This is a genomic window from Antarcticimicrobium sp. (assembly GCF_029212575.1).
In the GTDB taxonomy this organism is placed as follows: domain Bacteria; phylum Pseudomonadota; class Alphaproteobacteria; order Rhodobacterales; family Rhodobacteraceae; genus Antarcticimicrobium.
This window is the reverse complement of the sequence record NZ_JARGPK010000009.1, coordinates 23,627-38,454: the sequence shown is the minus strand read 5'-3', so window position 1 is coordinate 38,454 and position 14,828 is coordinate 23,627. Positions and strand designations below refer to the sequence as shown.

General features: G+C 64.2%; 17 protein-coding genes. 4 read left to right on the top strand and 13 right to left on the bottom strand.

Annotated features, from left to right (window positions below):
* Positions 1-42: 42 nt before the first annotated feature.
* Genes P1U75_RS01385 through P1U75_RS01370 form a run of 4 tightly spaced genes read right to left on the bottom strand, consistent with a single transcriptional unit; the run spans position 43 to position 3,033 of the window.
* Complete coding sequence (locus tag P1U75_RS01385) at positions 43-1,011, bottom strand: OmpA family protein (RefSeq protein WP_300238830.1); 969 nt, start codon at positions 1,009-1,011, stop codon at positions 43-45.
* Complete coding sequence (locus tag P1U75_RS01380) at positions 1,008-1,580, bottom strand: peroxidase-related enzyme (protein ID WP_300238827.1); 573 nt, start codon at positions 1,578-1,580, stop codon at positions 1,008-1,010. Before P1U75_RS01380 ends, P1U75_RS01385 begins: the two co-directional genes overlap by 4 nt.
* A complete protein-coding gene (locus P1U75_RS01375; RefSeq protein ID WP_300238825.1) occupies positions 1,577-2,314 on the bottom strand; it encodes a GNAT family N-acetyltransferase in 738 nt (245 codons plus the stop codon). The genes P1U75_RS01380 and P1U75_RS01375 overlap by 4 nt, the downstream gene beginning before the upstream one ends.
* Entirely contained in the window at positions 2,311-3,033 is a 723-nt protein-coding gene (locus P1U75_RS01370) for a molybdopterin-binding protein (RefSeq protein ID WP_300238822.1), read from the bottom strand. The genes P1U75_RS01375 and P1U75_RS01370 overlap by 4 nt, the downstream gene beginning before the upstream one ends.
* A gap of 62 nt (positions 3,034-3,095) precedes the next feature.
* On the opposite strand from P1U75_RS01370, the gene sfsA reads away from it, so the two are divergent.
* The gene (gene sfsA, locus P1U75_RS01365) at positions 3,096-3,830 is read left to right on the top strand and encodes a DNA/RNA nuclease SfsA (RefSeq protein WP_300238820.1); all 735 of its coding nucleotides are present in this window, start codon (positions 3,096-3,098) and stop codon (positions 3,828-3,830) included.
* A 32-nt stretch (positions 3,831-3,862) separates the two neighbouring features.
* The gene (gene map, locus P1U75_RS01360; protein WP_300238817.1) at positions 3,863-4,675 is read left to right on the top strand and encodes a type I methionyl aminopeptidase; all 813 of its coding nucleotides are present in this window, start codon (positions 3,863-3,865) and stop codon (positions 4,673-4,675) included.
* A gap of 21 nt (positions 4,676-4,696) precedes the next feature.
* Here map and P1U75_RS01355 read toward each other — a convergent pair whose 3' ends face one another.
* Positions 4,697-5,422, bottom strand: coding sequence for a hypothetical protein (locus P1U75_RS01355; protein WP_300238813.1), 726 nt, complete (start codon positions 5,420-5,422; stop codon positions 4,697-4,699).
* An 87-nt stretch (positions 5,423-5,509) separates the two neighbouring features.
* On the opposite strand from P1U75_RS01355, the gene P1U75_RS01350 reads away from it, so the two are divergent.
* Positions 5,510-7,810 carry a calcium-binding protein gene (locus tag P1U75_RS01350; RefSeq protein WP_300238811.1) on the top strand — a complete coding sequence of 767 codons (2,301 nt, stop codon included), beginning with the start codon at positions 5,510-5,512 and terminating at the stop codon, positions 7,808-7,810.
* A 132-nt stretch (positions 7,811-7,942) separates the two neighbouring features.
* Here the strand turns inward: P1U75_RS01350 and P1U75_RS01345 are convergent, their stop codons facing one another.
* From P1U75_RS01345 to P1U75_RS01335, 3 genes are all read right to left on the bottom strand, one after another.
* Entirely contained in the window at positions 7,943-8,104 is a 162-nt protein-coding gene (locus P1U75_RS01345; protein WP_300238809.1) for a hypothetical protein, read from the bottom strand.
* A 206-nt stretch (positions 8,105-8,310) separates the two neighbouring features.
* Positions 8,311-8,865: a 16S rRNA (guanine(966)-N(2))-methyltransferase RsmD gene (rsmD, locus tag P1U75_RS01340; protein ID WP_300238808.1), complete on the bottom strand. Its 555-nt coding sequence runs from the start codon at positions 8,863-8,865 to the stop codon at positions 8,311-8,313.
* On the bottom strand, positions 8,862-10,073 hold the full coding sequence (locus P1U75_RS01335; protein ID WP_300238806.1) for an FAD-dependent oxidoreductase: 1,212 nt from the start codon (positions 10,071-10,073) through the stop codon (positions 8,862-8,864). Before P1U75_RS01335 ends, rsmD begins: the two co-directional genes overlap by 4 nt.
* 92 nt (positions 10,074-10,165) lie before the next feature.
* On the opposite strand from P1U75_RS01335, the gene P1U75_RS01330 reads away from it, so the two are divergent.
* Positions 10,166-10,654, top strand: a complete 489-nt coding sequence (locus P1U75_RS01330) for a peroxiredoxin (RefSeq protein WP_300238803.1) — start codon at positions 10,166-10,168, stop codon at positions 10,652-10,654.
* Positions 10,655-10,694: 40 nt separating this feature from the next.
* On the opposite strand, the gene P1U75_RS01325 is transcribed toward P1U75_RS01330, so the two are convergent.
* The 5 genes from P1U75_RS01325 to P1U75_RS01305 all read right to left on the bottom strand — a co-directional run bounded on the left by P1U75_RS01325 (position 10,695) and on the right by P1U75_RS01305 (position 14,777).
* The gene (locus tag P1U75_RS01325) at positions 10,695-10,988 is read right to left on the bottom strand and encodes a 4a-hydroxytetrahydrobiopterin dehydratase (RefSeq protein ID WP_300238801.1); all 294 of its coding nucleotides are present in this window, start codon (positions 10,986-10,988) and stop codon (positions 10,695-10,697) included.
* The gene (locus tag P1U75_RS01320; RefSeq protein WP_300238799.1) at positions 10,985-12,172 is read right to left on the bottom strand and encodes a GNAT family N-acetyltransferase; all 1,188 of its coding nucleotides are present in this window, start codon (positions 12,170-12,172) and stop codon (positions 10,985-10,987) included. The genes P1U75_RS01325 and P1U75_RS01320 overlap by 4 nt, the downstream gene beginning before the upstream one ends.
* Before the next feature lie 45 nt (positions 12,173-12,217).
* Positions 12,218-12,994: a glycerophosphodiester phosphodiesterase family protein gene (locus tag P1U75_RS01315; RefSeq protein ID WP_300238796.1), complete on the bottom strand. Its 777-nt coding sequence runs from the start codon at positions 12,992-12,994 to the stop codon at positions 12,218-12,220.
* Positions 12,991-13,452 (bottom strand): RidA family protein, encoded by a 462-nt coding sequence (locus P1U75_RS01310; protein ID WP_300238794.1) that lies wholly within the window; start codon positions 13,450-13,452, stop codon positions 12,991-12,993. Before P1U75_RS01310 ends, P1U75_RS01315 begins: the two co-directional genes overlap by 4 nt.
* A 68-nt stretch (positions 13,453-13,520) precedes the next feature.
* Positions 13,521-14,777, bottom strand: a complete 1,257-nt coding sequence (locus P1U75_RS01305; RefSeq protein WP_300238908.1) for an HlyD family type I secretion periplasmic adaptor subunit — start codon at positions 14,775-14,777, stop codon at positions 13,521-13,523.
* Positions 14,778-14,828: the final 51 nt, after the last annotated feature.

Below are 14,828 nucleotides of genomic sequence, written 5' to 3'. Positions count from 1 at the left end.
TTGGCAACCCGCCTGCCCCCGTGTTCCGCACGGGGGCTTTTTTCATTCGGCTTGCAGCAGCAATGCCTCGACTCGGCGATTGCGCTCGCGCCCCTCGGGGGTGAGGTTCGAGGCCACCGGCGAGAGGTATCCCATCCCCTCGGCCGCGACACGGTCGGCGGTGACGCCATAGTCGTTCACCAGCCGGTCGCGCACGGTTTCGGCCCGGCGCTTCGACAGGGCGATATTGGCCTCGAGCGCGCCGGTCGCGTCGGTATGGCCGACCAGAACGATCCGATAGGCCGGGTTGCCGGCAAGGAAGACCGCGATCCGGGACAGCGAGTCAAAGGCCCCGGGCCCCAGAGCATTTGCGCCGGTATCGAACTCCAGATCGTCAAGGATCGCATGACCGTCGGCAAGCAGCGCGGCGATCAGTGGCGCGGCGACTGAATCCTGCCCGGGCGCCGCAGGCTCGGAGGCGGCGGGCCGATCCGGCGCAGGGGCAGCAGATCCCGCCTCGTCCTCGGGGCGCGGTTCCTGGGCCGATGGCGGACCGGGCAGCACATGGATCTGCTGGATATAGGCACCGCTGCCGCTTCGGCTGACCATCAGGCTGATCGCCTCGTTTTTGTTCCGAGCTGCCGAGAGAAACCGGAAATTGCCGATATCCACATGCATATGCGGGGCCGGTGCGACCTCGGTCCCGAAACGGAAATCGAAGCCGCCGCACCCTTGGGCGCGGCATTCGAACAGGATCTCGAAACCGCTGATCACCAGTTGATCGCGCAACGGCGCCAGCAATTGCAGCGGCGTCTGCGACCCGCCATCGAGTCGCCACGTCCGGCGTTCGACCGGCCCCTCGAAATGCTGCGCGGGCACGGTTTCGCCATCAAAGGGCGCGCGCGGCAAATCATAGCTGTCGAGCGCCGAGAGACGCTCGTACAGCAGCCGCGCGCCCTGCGGCATCTCCAGTGCCCGGACTGCGGCCGGGCAGGCCGCAAGGATCAGGCAAATGGCACCGGCGCGGATCATCTGAACTGCGCGTGATACTCGTCATTGGGCCACATCGCGGTGGCGCTGCCCACGCGATTGGTCATGTTGAAGAAGCCGGCGACATTGGCGATATCCCAGATATCCCGGTCGCAAAAGCCGACCTCGCGCAGCGCCTCGCGATCGGCCTCCTCGATCGTGTAGCTTTCGGTCGTCATCTTGGCGGCGAAATCCAGCATCGCGCGCTGGCGCGGCTCCAGATTCGCGACGCGATAGTTGATCGCGATCATCTCGCCCAGCATCGGATCGCCCGATAACTGCCGCAACGCCGCGCCATGGGCCACGATGCAATAGAAACAGCGGTTGATCGAGGACACCACCACCGCGATCATCTCGCGTTCCAGCTTGCTCAACCCGCTGTCCGCCAGCATCAGATTGTTGTAGATGCCGGTAAAGGCGTTGAGCTTGTCGATGTCGAACGCATTGGCCTTGAGCACGTTGGGAATCATTCCCAGTTTCTCCGTGCAGATGTCGAAATACTTCTGCGTCGCCTCGGGCAGCGGATCGACGATTGGAAGGTCGAGGGCGGTGGGCTGTCTGCTGTCGGTCATGTGCGGGTTTCCTCCCCATTGGACATGCGATAGTGGTACTGTCCCACTACAGACATGCCGAGCACGGAATACAAGGCATTCGCTCCGTCATTTTCCCGGGTACAGACAACCGAGAGCGTATGCGCCCCCTGCGCCGCCGCCCAATGGGCCGCGCCGCGCATCATCCATTTCCCCAGGCCCTGCTGACGCTGGTGCGGCAGAATCTCGAGCGCGTGCAGCATCGCCACGCCATCATGGATGGCGACAAAGGCGGTGCCGCCGGGCTTGTCGTTGTAGCGCGCCAGAAGCCCGGTTTTCGGCCCTTTCGCGCGACCCATCACCGCCAGCCGCTCCGGGCCGATGCCGGCCCCGGCCCAGATCTCGCGCATGATGGCCAGCGGCTCCCAGACCGCCAGAACCGTGACACGGGGCACCGGGATGTCGGTGAGCAGGCTCACCGGGCAGGCATAGGCCACCACCGGATCCTTGACCGCGTAGCCCCGCGCCCCGAGCCGCGCATCAAGGTCCTCGTCACCGGGGCGGATCATGAAGAGCGGGGGCTGACCCATGGCGCGCATCGCCTCCTCCGCTGCGGTAATGTCGGCCTCCGTCACCGGCCCCTCGGCGGAGGCTGCCGAAACCCGGCTGCCGCCGCCCTGCCCCTCGCGCAGGGTCCAGGGGCCTTGCCGGAGACAGTGCGCGGCGGGCCAGGTGCCGTCGATCACGTCGAAAAGCCAGGTCTGGGATGTACTCATGCGTCAAACTCCCGCGACAGGCGGGTGACAGCGGCATTCACGCGGGCGCCGTCGGCCCCGCGCACCACGATGCTGGCCCCGAAGACGCCGTCTTTCTGAAACGGGTAGCATCCTATCGAGAGGTCCGAGAACTCCTGCGCCAGCGCGCCAAGCGTGCCGGCGATCTCCCCCTCGCCGCGCATGATCCGCAGGCTTTGCGACAACAACGGCGCGCCGCCTGTCAGCCCGGGCAGGACACTGGCCACCATCGCCTCGAACACCGCCGGGACACCGGCCATGACATGCACGTTTTCGATCGTGAACCCGGGCGCCGAGGAGACCGGGTTGTCGATCAGCGCGGCGCCGTCCGGGATCCGCGCCATGCGCAGCCGCGCCGCGTTCAGTTCCACCCCGGTGGTCTTGTAATGCGCTTCGAGGATCGCGCGGGCATCATCGCGCACACCGATCTGCGCGCCGAAGGCGGCGGCGATGCTGTCGGCGGTGATGTCGTCGTGGGTGGGGCCGATGCCGCCGCTGGTGAACACATGGTCAAAACCCGCAGACAAGGCGCGCACCGCACCGGTGATCGCCTGTGGATCATCGCTGACCACGCGCACCTCCTTCAGGTCGATCCCGTGTTTGGTCAGTTCGCCCGCAAGATAGTACATGTTGGAATCGCGCGTGCGTCCGGACAGGATCTCGTCCCCGATCACGAGCATTGCAGCGGTTGGATTGGTCATGGTGCCCCTTCCCTCAGGTCGCGGTCTTGAAGGGCCGCGCGGGCAGGTATAGGCCGGGTTCCATGCGCTTTCAAACCCCTCTTGTCCCGGCCCGGCTGATTCGACGCTACAAGCGGTTCCTGGCCGATTGCACGCTGGAGGACGGGCGCGAGGTGACCGCCCATTGCGCCAACCCCGGCTCGATGCTGGGGCTGGCCGAGCCGGGCATCCGGATCTGGCTGGAGCCGAACGATGACCCGAAGAAGAAGCTGAAGTTCGGCTGGCGGCTGGTCGATCATGAGAACGGCCATTTCACCGGCGTCGATACCTCGGTGCCCAACCGCGCCCTGCGCGCGGCGCTGCAGGCGCGGCAGATCGCGGAACTGGCCGACTACGGCACGGTCCGGCCCGAGGTGAAATACGGGAAATCCAGCCGCATCGACTTCCTGCTCAGCGAGCCGGGGCTGCCCGACGCCTATGTCGAGGTGAAATCGGTGACCCTGTCGCGTATTCCGGGCCTGGCGGAGTTTCCCGACAGCCGCACCGCGCGGGGAGCGAAACACCTGGACGAACTGTCGGAGATGGTGCGCGCGGGACATCGGGCGGTGATGCTCTATCTCATGCAGCGCACCGATTGCACCCGCTTCGACCTGGCCCGAGACATCGACCCGGCCTATGGCGCGGCCTTCGACCTTGCCAGGGCGGCCGGGGTTGAAAGCCTGGTCTACACGACCCGGATCAGCCCCGAGGAGATCACCGTGGCCCCCCCGCTGCAGCCCCTGCGCCCCCCTCTGGCAACTTCTAGGCAAACGCCTTAAATATGGAACAACGGAAGAAAATGGAGAGTCCGTTGAATAATGCACTTCGCGGCCGCCTGACCAAGGACGGCATCCAGATACATGATCAGTCTGATTTCGCGGGCATGCACAAGGCCGGGCATCTGGCCGCGCAGATCCTGGACGAGATCGCCGAGCACGTATTTCCCGGTCAGGCCACAAGCGAGATCGACCGCATCATCGAGGACAAGGTCAACGCGGCCGGGGCGACCTCGGCCACGATCGGCTACAAGGGCTATAAGCACGCAAGCTGCATCAGCGTGAATCACGTGGTCTGCCATGGCATCCCCGGCGAAAAGAAGCTGAAGGAGGGCGACATCCTGAACATCGACGTGACGGTGATCGTCGATGGCTGGTACGGCGACACCAGCCGGATGTACGTGGCCGGCAAGCTGAGCCGCAAGGCCGAGCGGCTGATCCAGGTGACCCATGACTCCCTGATGAAGGGGATCGAGATGGTCAAGCCGGGCAACACCTTTGGCGATATCGGCCACGCGATCCAGGTCTACGTGGAAAGCCAGCGGATGAGCGTGGTGCGCGATTTCTGCGGCCACGGGCTGGGCCAGGTGTTCCACTCAAAACCCAACGTGCTGCACTATGGCCGTCCCGGCACCGGGGCTGTTCTGGAGGAGGGCATGTTCTTTACCATCGAGCCGATGGTGAACCTCGGCCGCCCCGAGACCAAGACGCTGGCCGACGACTGGACGGCGGTGACCCGCGACAAATCGCTTTCGGCGCAGTTCGAGCATTCGGTGGGCGTGACGGCGGAAGGCGTCGACATCTTCACCCTCTCGCCGGCGGGCAGGTTCCACCCGACCTACGGTTGACCCGCAGACGCGGGTCGGCACTCAGAACGCGTAGACCAGCCCCGTCTGAACCGAGCCCCCCAGGTCGGGATAGTATTTCGCGATCGTCCGCAGAGCCAGGGTCGTATCCCGCGCCCGTCCCACGGCCAACCCGACCTGGATCGCGGTATAGACATAATCGCTTTGGTCGCTGCTTTTCGATAACAGGCTGATCAGAGCCGAATTCAGGGTGGTGCGGGTATCGGTAAAGGTCCGACCGCCGCCCAGTTCAATGACGGATTTCACCTTTCGTCCCGCATGATAGGACACGCCGGCCTCAACCTCGATGCCCGTCGTGTTGAAAGAGATCGTCATCGGGTCAACCAGAATGCCAACGCCCTCCGGCAGGAAATACCGGCTTTTTCCCGTAGAAACAGACCCCCGCCCATGGACAGAGAAATGGCGGGACACCGGTTTTTCCAAACTGACACTGGCCTGCAACTTCGTGCTTTTCGTCTGCTGATAGGCCACGCCGCTTGTCGAGCTGAGCGTATCCTTGTCGATGTTCAGGAACCCGGTGGGGGCCGATGCACCGGGAGGGGCGGTCGCGGCGCCAACCCCGCCCGATCCGGACAGAAACCGAGAGCCCGCGGTATCCAATGACGACGGGATGATATGCATGTCGTCCTGAAGCGCAGAAACAGCATAGTCGATCCGGACTGGGCGCGGCTGCAGGGAACACCCTGAGACAACAGAAAATACACCCAGGAGAACCAAAATATCCTTCATGTAAAAATTGTAGGGCTAGAAACGACTTTCATCAAACGTGTATTCGGCTATTCTCACCTGAATACTTGGTAGCGAGGAGAAATTGAAATGGTTGACATCAAGTCAAGCGCCGACTTTGCGAATTTTTTTGACACCGGTCGGCTGACCGACTTCGTCGCGCTTAACGGAATAAAATACGCAGATCATCTGGGCATGCTTGATCTGTTGGCCGATTCTGGAACCTGGACGGTAACCACCCTGTCCGCCAGCAAGATCGTCCTCGAAGTGGAGGGGCCCTGGTACAACCCTGCATCGCTGAAGATAGAGATCCTCGGCACGGGACTCAGCCCTGTCAGCAGTCTGGAAGAGCTCGACGCGGCGATCAATTCCGGGTTCGCGACAGGGGAGTTCACCCAGATCAAGATATCCGGGGCCAAGACAGCGGTCGGAGATGGCGAGTCGCTCGCGAACAAGACGTTCCTGAACTTCGATTTCGGCGACGATGGCTATTCCATCACCTCAGGAAACCTCCGGATCGAGATACCGGGCACCCTGCCTTCCAGCCTGCAGGACATCTTCGACGTCGGACTGATGGCCGGCCAGATCGCGGACTACGCAAGCCTCACACCCGCGCAGCAGGCCGATGTTATCGCGCAATTGAACACGATGTCCTCCAGCGGTTTCTCTGTCATTCTAAGCGGCACGCCCATTCTGGAACTTGACGTTTCCGCAACCGAAATGTCGTTGTCGCAGATGGGCTACTCGCTCGTTCTCGAGGGCAATTTCCCGACAAGCCTCGGGGATGCCTTTGCCCTGTTGATGGAGCTTTCCGCGGCACTGGACAGCGGCGCGGAGATCGATATCAGCCGGCCCACCGGGTATTCGTTTGACGTCGTGAAGATCACCGACCCGGACGACAAGGTGGTGCTGGAAACCATCGGCGACCTCGGGACATCCGACACCATTTCGCTCGATAAGATCCGGATCGACGGCAAGACGGTCGGCAACCTGGTTCTGGGCGACAATACCGAAAGCGCAATAAGCTCCGTTCTGGAGCCGGCTTACTCGCCTGAATGGATGCCAGGCGACGACCTGTATGGCACATCGGGGAAGGATCACATCTTTGGTCTCGGGGGAAACGACAGCCTGTTTGGGTACGGGGGAAACGATTTCCTTTTCGGCGGCACTGGTAACGACACCCTGGATGGGGGCGCGGGGAATGATGTGCTCAACCCCGGCAGCAACCTCGGCTACGACGCGACCATGGGATCGGATGGCAACGACACCATAATCCTCTCGGATTCAGGGATCGGTTATCAAGACCTAAACTATTCCAGTTTTCACCGTGGCGTCGGTTTTTCAATCAACGGGAAAGCCAACACTGGCACGGTGACAAAAGGGGGCGCGGGAACAGACACGATCGTGGATGTCGCGGTGCCGATGAAGGCGGGCTGGACATCCGCTGCTGGTGGCTTCGGCGTGGTCGGTTCGGGCTTTGACGACAGCTTCGATATCGTGACCGCATCGAAGAGCTGGACCGCGGTGATCGGCGGCGGTGGCAGCGACAGTTACGATCTGGCGCTTTCCGCGAACTCAATCTTGCGAATGTACTTTAGTGGAGATCAGGGCGCCAAAGTCAACTTGAAGACCGGCGTCATCGCCAACGACGGGTGGGGCAACAGCGAGACCCTCAACATTCAAAACAAGGGGGGGCAGATCGAACTGAATGGCTCTGCCTACGACGACCGACTGGTTGGCGACAAATTCAGCAACCGGTTCATCCTGTTCGGAGGCGACGACGTGGCGAACGGGCTCGGCGGACAGGACCTCGTACGTTATGACCGTTCTGGTGTCGGCCCGGTCGACGTCAACCTGGCCAAGGGTACCGCAACCGGGACATGGTACGGCACAGACTTTACTCACACCTTGTTGAAAATCGAGGATGTCCGCGGCTCACGCGACGGGAACGATACCCTGATCGGGAGCGCGGTCGCCAACCGGCTGGAGGGGCGCGGTGGCGCCGATACGCTGATCGGACGCGGCGGCAAGGACAGCCTGTTCGGCGAGGATGGTCGCGACAAGCTGCTCGGCGGTAGTGGCAGCGACAAGCTGTACGGCGGCAACGGGAACGACCGGCTGGACGGTGGCGCCGGCAACGATATCCTGAAAGGGAACCAGGGGGCCGACATCTTTGTTTTCTCGGCGGGAAACGACCGCGTAAAGGATTTTGGCGGCAAGGATCGGATCGACCTTGGCAGCGCAGCAGGGATCACTGGCTTTGCCGACTTGAAGAACAATCACATGGCGGAAAAGGGCGACGATGTTGTCATCACTGACGATGACGGAAACACGATGACCCTGCTCGACACCGGCCTTGATACCCTCGACAAAGGCGATTTCATTTTCTAACGCTTGCGGGGGACGATGCCATGGCCAATCGTCCCCAGTATCTTGTTCCTGGCGTGGGGGCGCGGACCGCTTTCGACATCTGCAAAGGCGAAACACCGCCCCCGCCCAGACCGGAAGAGCGGTGGACCACGCCTACTGAACCGTCAGCATCATCGCCTTTTGCACATGGTAGGGCGCGGTGGAGAACCGCGTCTCCGCCTTCTGCGCCGAATCCGACGCATAAAGCGCAACGGTCCCCGCAAAGAGGATCGAAAGGGCAATCGCCCCCATCAAGGACACACGCAAACCAGTCATCGAATTCTCGCTCGTCTTGTTTTTGTTGTTTGGTCACTTTCTGACCGGACTGCTTAAATAGGCATCCCTTCCCCGGGACGCGAGGGGTGACGGAGGGGAAACCCGCCTGTCGTTGCGTCACGAAACCGTTACTCTGGCGGAAAGGACGGACTTCCTCGCCCCCGTCCCGGCGCGGGCAAGACGCGGCATAGGCCGGAGCCGGACCGTCAGTCACCCACCTCGAGCAAGGTCACATGCGTCTCGCCATAGCGGCGGCGATCCAGCAGGGAAAACCCCTCGGGCGGGTCCATCGGCGCGTTCTCTTCCCAGACCACCAGCGCACCGGGGGCCAGCCAGCCCCCCGCGAACGCCGCCGCCAGGGCCTTTTGCCCCATGCCCTTGCCATAGGGTGGATCGAGAAAAACCAGGTCGCAGGGATCCCCTTCGCAGGCCCCCAACCGTGTCGCATCATGCCGGATCAGCCGGGTTTCCCCCTGGCTTCGGGTGATCTCCACATTCTGAGCGATCAGGCGCTGTGCCGTCCTGCCGTTCTCGACAAAGGTGACGTGATCGGCCCCGCGCGACAGCGCCTCGAGCCCCAGCGCGCCGGTTCCGGCGAACAGGTCGAGCACCCGCGCGCCGGGTATCGCGCCGGTATTGGCCAGCACGTTGAACAAACTTTCCCGCACCCGGTCGGCGGTCGGGCGCAGATGCGCACCCGCGTCCCCCTTGCCCACCGAGGCGAGCCTGCATCCCCGGAACTGCCCGGCGACGATCCTCACGCCCGCATCAGCGCCTTGAGGTCGAGCGCCGGATCGCCCACCAGATCGGGATCGGCGGTCTTTCCGGCGTCGATCAGACGCTTGCCGACCATATAGGCGCGCGGGTCGTTCATCGCGTCCACCGCCAGCAGCTGGCCGCCCCTGAAATACCAGAACGAGGCCGTCTGCCCCTCGCCCCGTCGCGAAACGATCCGGTCATAACCGGTGTTCAGCCCGGCGATCTGAAGTTTCACGTCGTATTGATCCGACCAGAACCAGGGCTTTGGCACGTAATCCGTTTCGCCGCCCAGCATGTTGTCCGCGACGCATTCGGCCATGTCGATGGCGTTCGGAACGCTTTCCAGCCTGAGGCGCCCGTCCTCATGGGGAAAGCTGGCGCAATCGCCCGCCGCCCAGATCTGCGGGTCCGAGCTCCGGCCCCGCGCATCGACCTTGATGCCGTTCTCGATCTTTAGCCCGGCCGCCTCGGCCAGTTCCGTCGCGGGCGTGATACCGACCCCGACGACGGCGAAATCCACCGCCAGTTCGGTGCCGTCCCCCAGCACCGCGCCGGTGACCCGGCCCGCCTCGCCCAGCAGCCGGTCGAGCCCGACGCCCTCGCGGATATCGACCCCGTGCGAGACGTGCAACGCGCGGAAATAATTGCTGGTCTCCGGCGCCGCCACACGTTGCAGGATGCGGTCGGACATCTCGACCAGGGTCACCTTCACGCCGCGCTTGGCGCAGACCGCCGCCGCCTCCAGCCCGATGTAGCCGCCGCCGACGATCAGCGCGCGGGCGCCCTCGACCACAGCGGGGGCCATGTCATCGACATCGGCCAGGGTCCGCACCACATGCACGCCCGCCAGTTCGCCGCCGATGGCCCCGGGCAGACGGCGCGGCACCGACCCTGTCGTCAGGGCAAGCTGGTCGTAGGGGATCTTCTTTCCGCCGGCGATGACCATCTTGTCGGCCCGGTCGATGGCGACAGCGATTTCGCTGAGTTCCAGGGTGATGTTGTTTTCCGCGTAGAAACTCTCGGGCCGCAGATACAGCCGTTCCAGCGTCATGTCGCCCAGCAGATAGGCCTTGGACAGCGGCGGGCGCTGATAGGGAACCACCGGTTCCTCGCCGATCAGGGTGATCTTGCCGGCAAAGCCATCCTTGCGCAGCCTGGCCACCAGCGATGCCCCCGCCTGCCCCGCCCCGATCACGACGATATCCCCCATCCAAATTCCTTTCGCTCTGGCTGTGGCTATTTCCTGGCAGGACACTACATCCACGTCCGGGAAGAAAACAATCTCTCGCGAAAGGACCACGCATGACCATCAAACCCGGCGACCGCCTGCCCGACGCCAGCCTCAGCCGTTTGGGCGAACGCGGCCCCGAACAGGTGCCCCTCGCCGAGATCACCGCTGGACGCAGGGTGGTGATCTTCGGCCTGCCCGGCGCCTTTACCAGCACCTGCAGCACCGCGCATCTGCCGAGCTTCATGCGCACCGCGCAGGCATTCAAGGACAAGGGCGTGGACGAGATCATCTGCATCGCCGCGAACGATGCCTGGGTCATGGACGCCTGGAACAAGGACACCGGCGCGGGCGAGGCCGGGGTCACCCTGCTGGCCGATCATGCAAGCGATCTGACCAAGGGGCTCGGGATGGAGATGACGGTGCCCGCCGTCGGCTTTTTCTCGCGCTCCAAGCGGTTCGCGCTGCTGGCCGAGGATGGCGTCGTCACCCACCTTCAGCAAGAGACGGCCCCCGGCGCCTGCGACCTGACCACGGGCGAATCCCTGCTCGCCGTGCTGTAAGATTCCGCCGGGCGGCCCTCACCGCCCGGTCATCTGCGGATCAGAGCAGCCCGTCCATCTTGCGGGCCAGCTTGGCGTCGAGCGCGCTCAGGCCATCGACATCATGGGTGGTCAGCAACACCTCGACCGTGCGGTAGACATTGCTCCACTCCGGGTGATGATTCCATTTCTCCGCCCAGATCGCCACCCGGGTCATCCAGCCGAAGGCATCGACGAAATTCTCGAACTCGAAGGTCTTGGCGATGGCGTCGCGCCCCTCGACCATCTGCCAGCCATTCCGCAGCAGCGGGTCCAGCAGCGGCCCACGCGCCTCGTCGGACAGTTTCTCGCTCATTCCTTTTCCTCCACGCTGACCTTCCGGAACGGTCCATATTCGGTCAGAACCTCGATTTCCTCGCTGACCGCCGCGCGCTCGGCCTCGAGAAATTGCGCCACCGCCTCGGCAAATCCGGGATCGGCGGTCCAGTGCAGGCTGTGCGTCTGGCTCGGCAGGTAGCCGCGCGCCAGCTTGTGTTCGCCCTGTGCGCCGGCCTCGACCCGGCCCAACCCATGGGCGATGGCGTGGTCGATGGCGCGATAATAACACAGTTCAAAATGCAGGCAGGCATGATGCTCGGTGCAGCCCCAGTACCGCCCGTACAGCGTATCCCGCCCGATCAGGTTCAGCGCCCCGGCGATCCAGCGCCCGTCACGCTCGGCCAGGACCAGAAGGATATCATCGCGCATCCGGTCCTGCACCAGGTCGAAGAACGCACGCGTCAGATAGGGTGCCCCCCATTTGCGCGCGCCGGTATCCTGATAGAAGTCCCAGAATGCCTCCCAATGCTCCGGCCGCAGGTCATCGCCGGTGAACGCCTGGATCGTGCCGCCGAAAGCATTGGCCTGGGCCCGTTCCTTGCGGATGTTCTTGCGCTTGCGTGACGACAGGCTGGCCAGAAAGGCATCGAAATCGGCGTAGCCCTGGTTCAGCCAGTGAAACTGCTGGCTGGTCCGCGCCATCAGCCCCATCGCTTCGCCCGCCTCGGCCTCCTCCCCGGTGCAGAAGGTGACATGCAGGGACGATATCCCGTTGTCGGCGGCCAGTTGCACCGCGCCCTGCACCAGCGCCGACTGGCCAATCCCTTCGTACCCGGGCCGGACCAGGAACCGCCGCCCGGTCGCCGGGGTGAAGGGCACCGCGATTTGCAGCTTGGGGTAATACCGCCCGCCGGCACGTTCATAGGCATGCGCCCAACTGTGGTCAAAGATGTACTCGCCCTGGCTGTGCGACTTGGCATACATCGGCGCCGCCGCGATCAGCATGCCGTCGAGATAGGCGGTCAGGTATTGCGGTTGCCAGCCGGTGCCACGCCCGACCGAGCCGGACTCCTCCAGCGCCTTGAGAAAACGGTGGGTGGTAAAGGGATCGTCGGGCCGCCCGCCCTCGGCGGCCTCGGGGCAGGCGCAGGCATCCCAGTCCTCCGCCGCGATCCGCGACAGAGACGGCAACACCTGAATTTCAATCTGCGCCTGATCCATGCGTCCTCCGGCCCTGTCCACTATCTGTGGGCTGCGGGCTGCGGTTCAAGCCGGGATTTCAGCGGCATAACCCTCAAAGGTGATATTGTCGGCCAGCTTGCGCGCCTCTGCCTCTGCTTCGGGCGACTTGATGGTCCAGCACAGCACCGGCACCCCGTCGGCATGCAGGGCGCGCACCCGGGGACGATCCAGATCCGTCGCCTGGTGACTGATGAAACCGGCACCGACCCGGTCGAAATCCGGGATTCCGCGCAGGCGGTCACAGGTTGCGGCCGACAGCGGCCAGTCGGCCGTGTCAAAATCGCAGGTGGTCAGCCCGCGCGGCAGGCCGGGCGCGAGGCGCGCCATCTCAGCCATGCTGTGCGGGTTGAAGGACATTACCGCCACCGGGCCGCGATACCCCGCGAGCGCCCGCGCCGCGGCGGTCTCCAGCGGCCCCACATCGGGGCCCATGGCGCCATCCTGATCCTTGAGCTCGACCAACAACGGCACGCGCCCCGCGACCAGATCGAGAACCTCCTCGAACCGCGGGATCGTCTCGCCATCGCCATGCAGCAGCGGGATCGCCGCCGCCTTCCCCCCGCTGCGTCGGCGCAGTGGGCCGGATTGCCCGGTCAGCCGCCTCAGATCGTAGTCGTGGAACACCATTGCCGCGCCGTCGGCGGTCAGTTGCAGATCGATCTCGATTCCGTAGCCAGCCGCAATGGCCGCCCGAATCGCGGCGCGGCTGTTCTCGGGGCGGCCCCGCTCCACATCGTGATAGGCCCGGTGCGCCACCGGCAGGCGCAGCAGGTCATCGGGCAGGACGGGCAGGGCAGTCATCGGAGCTGGAAGATCCCTTCGATCTCCACCGCGACGCCCAGCGGCAGAGAGGCCGCCGATACCGCCGAGCGCGAATGCCGCCCTGCCTCGCCCAGGGCATCGACCAGGAAATCGGAGGCACCGTTGACCACCTGCGGCTGCTGGGTGAAATCGCCGGTCGAGTTGACGAATCCGGTCAGCTTGACCACCCGCACCAGTTGATCCAGATCGCCGCCGCAGGCCGCGCGGACCTGGGCCAGAAGCCCCAGCGCACAGCGTTTCGCAGCCGCCGCACCGGCCTCGACATCCATGGTGTCGCCCAGCTTGCCGATGATCAGGTCGCCGGTCCCGTCGATCGAAATCTGGCCCGAAACGTACAGAATGTCACCGACCCGGACGTAGGGTACGTAGTTCGCCGCGGGGGCGGGGGCGCTGGGCAGGGTCACGCCCATCTGTTCCAGCTTGCCTTCGATGCTCATCGGATGTCTCTCCTTTGCCGGTTCGCGCGGACGCTAGCCGCTCCGCCCGCGCGCGAAAAGTATAAACCTCAGGATTCGCGGAACGCCTTGGTGAAATAATCCGCCAGCGGTTTGATCAGATAGGCCAGAGGCGAGCGGTCCGCAGTGCGCACGAAGGCCTGGACCGGCATGCCAGGGATCAGCACCGTGCCTTTGGGCAGCTTGTCCATCTGCCCCTCGTCGAGAACGATCTCGGCGCGGTAGAACGAAAGCCCGTTGGTCTCGTTCTGGAAGGCGTCGGCCGAGATCTGGATCACCGACCCGGTCAGTTCCGGCGTCTGGCGCTGATCAAGCGAGGCCATCCGCAGGTTCACCACCTGGCCGACGTGAATCTCGTCGACGTGGATCGGGTCCACCTGCACCGCGATCACCAGCGGGCGGTCCTGCGGAATAAGGAACATAACCGGATCGGCCGGGCGGATCACCGAGCGCGGCGTGTGCACCCGCATCCCGTAGACCACGCCCGAGACAGGTGCGGTGATATCCAGCCGGTCGAGTTGATCGAGCAGGGCCCGCCGCTGTTCGGCCAGTTCAAGCTCCCGGTACCGCAGATCGCGCAGTCTGGTGATTGCCTCTTCGCGCTGGCTGGTGCCCAATTTCAGGATCTCGATGTCGATCTCGGTGATCCGCCCCTCGGCCTGCGCCTTGGAGGCCTTGAGTTCACCCAGCGTGCCGTCGAGGTTGGCCGCGTTGCGCCGCAGGTTCAGCACCGTCGCCGCCTGTGCCAACCCGCGATCCAGCAGCGATTGCTGGTTCGCCAGTTCCTGCTCGATCAGTCCAAGCTGGACCCTGAGCGAGGCGCGCTGCGCCTCGATCCCCTCGATCTGGCTTCCGATCTGGCCGCGGCGTTTCTCCAGTTGCTCGATTTCACGCTCGGTCGAATCGCGGCGCGCGAAGAACAGTCTGTGTTGCCCTTCGACCAGTTCGGCGACCTCCGGGCGGTCGGCGGCGACCTTCAGGAGTTCCGGATCGAACTCCACTTCATCGGTGCCGTCGCGTTCGGCCTCGAGCCTCCCGCGGCGGGCCATCAATTCGAACAACTGTCCCTCAATGATCAGAAGCTGCGATTTCAGGTTGCGGGAGTCGAGCCGCAGCAGAACCTGCCCCTCTTCGACCAGATCGCCCTCGCTGACGGAAATCTCGGACACCACGCCGCCATCGGGGTGCTGCACGATCTGGCGGTTCTGATCCACTTCGATGCGGCCACTGACGACCACGGCGCCGGCGATGTTCGCGAACGTCGCCCAACCGCCGAAGCCGCCGACAAGCAGGAACAGCCCGAACATACCGATAAAGAGCGGCTTTCGCGCCGACCAGCCGGATTTGAGCGGCGGCCT

Excerpts from the sequence above, each read along its gene's own strand:
- P1U75_RS01385 (WP_300238830.1), bottom strand. The coding sequence starts at position 1,011 with ATGATCCGCGCCGGTGCCATTTGCCTGATCCTTGCGGCCTGCCCGGCC.
- P1U75_RS01380 (WP_300238827.1), bottom strand. The coding sequence starts at position 1,580 with ATGACCGACAGCAGACAGCCCACCGCCCTCGACCTTCCAATCGTCGAT.
- P1U75_RS01375 (WP_300238825.1), bottom strand. The coding sequence starts at position 2,314 with ATGAGTACATCCCAGACCTGGCTTTTCGACGTGATCGACGGCACCTGG.
- P1U75_RS01370 (WP_300238822.1), bottom strand. The coding sequence starts at position 3,033 with ATGACCAATCCAACCGCTGCAATGCTCGTGATCGGGGACGAGATCCTG.
- sfsA (WP_300238820.1), top strand. The coding sequence starts at position 3,096 with ATGCGCTTTCAAACCCCTCTTGTCCCGGCCCGGCTGATTCGACGCTAC.
- P1U75_RS01355 (WP_300238813.1), bottom strand. The coding sequence starts at position 5,422 with ATGAAGGATATTTTGGTTCTCCTGGGTGTATTTTCTGTTGTCTCAGGG.
- P1U75_RS01350 (WP_300238811.1), top strand. The coding sequence starts at position 5,510 with ATGGTTGACATCAAGTCAAGCGCCGACTTTGCGAATTTTTTTGACACC.
- P1U75_RS01345 (WP_300238809.1), bottom strand. The coding sequence starts at position 8,104 with ATGACTGGTTTGCGTGTGTCCTTGATGGGGGCGATTGCCCTTTCGATC.
- P1U75_RS01335 (WP_300238806.1), bottom strand. The coding sequence starts at position 10,073 with ATGGGGGATATCGTCGTGATCGGGGCGGGGCAGGCGGGGGCATCGCTG.
- P1U75_RS01330 (WP_300238803.1), top strand. The coding sequence starts at position 10,166 with ATGACCATCAAACCCGGCGACCGCCTGCCCGACGCCAGCCTCAGCCGT.
- P1U75_RS01325 (WP_300238801.1), bottom strand. The coding sequence starts at position 10,988 with ATGAGCGAGAAACTGTCCGACGAGGCGCGTGGGCCGCTGCTGGACCCG.
- P1U75_RS01320 (WP_300238799.1), bottom strand. The coding sequence starts at position 12,172 with ATGGATCAGGCGCAGATTGAAATTCAGGTGTTGCCGTCTCTGTCGCGG.
- P1U75_RS01315 (WP_300238796.1), bottom strand. The coding sequence starts at position 12,994 with ATGACTGCCCTGCCCGTCCTGCCCGATGACCTGCTGCGCCTGCCGGTG.
- P1U75_RS01310 (WP_300238794.1), bottom strand. The coding sequence starts at position 13,452 with ATGAGCATCGAAGGCAAGCTGGAACAGATGGGCGTGACCCTGCCCAGC.
- P1U75_RS01305 (WP_300238908.1), bottom strand. The coding sequence starts at position 14,777 with ATGTTCGGGCTGTTCCTGCTTGTCGGCGGCTTCGGCGGTTGGGCGACG.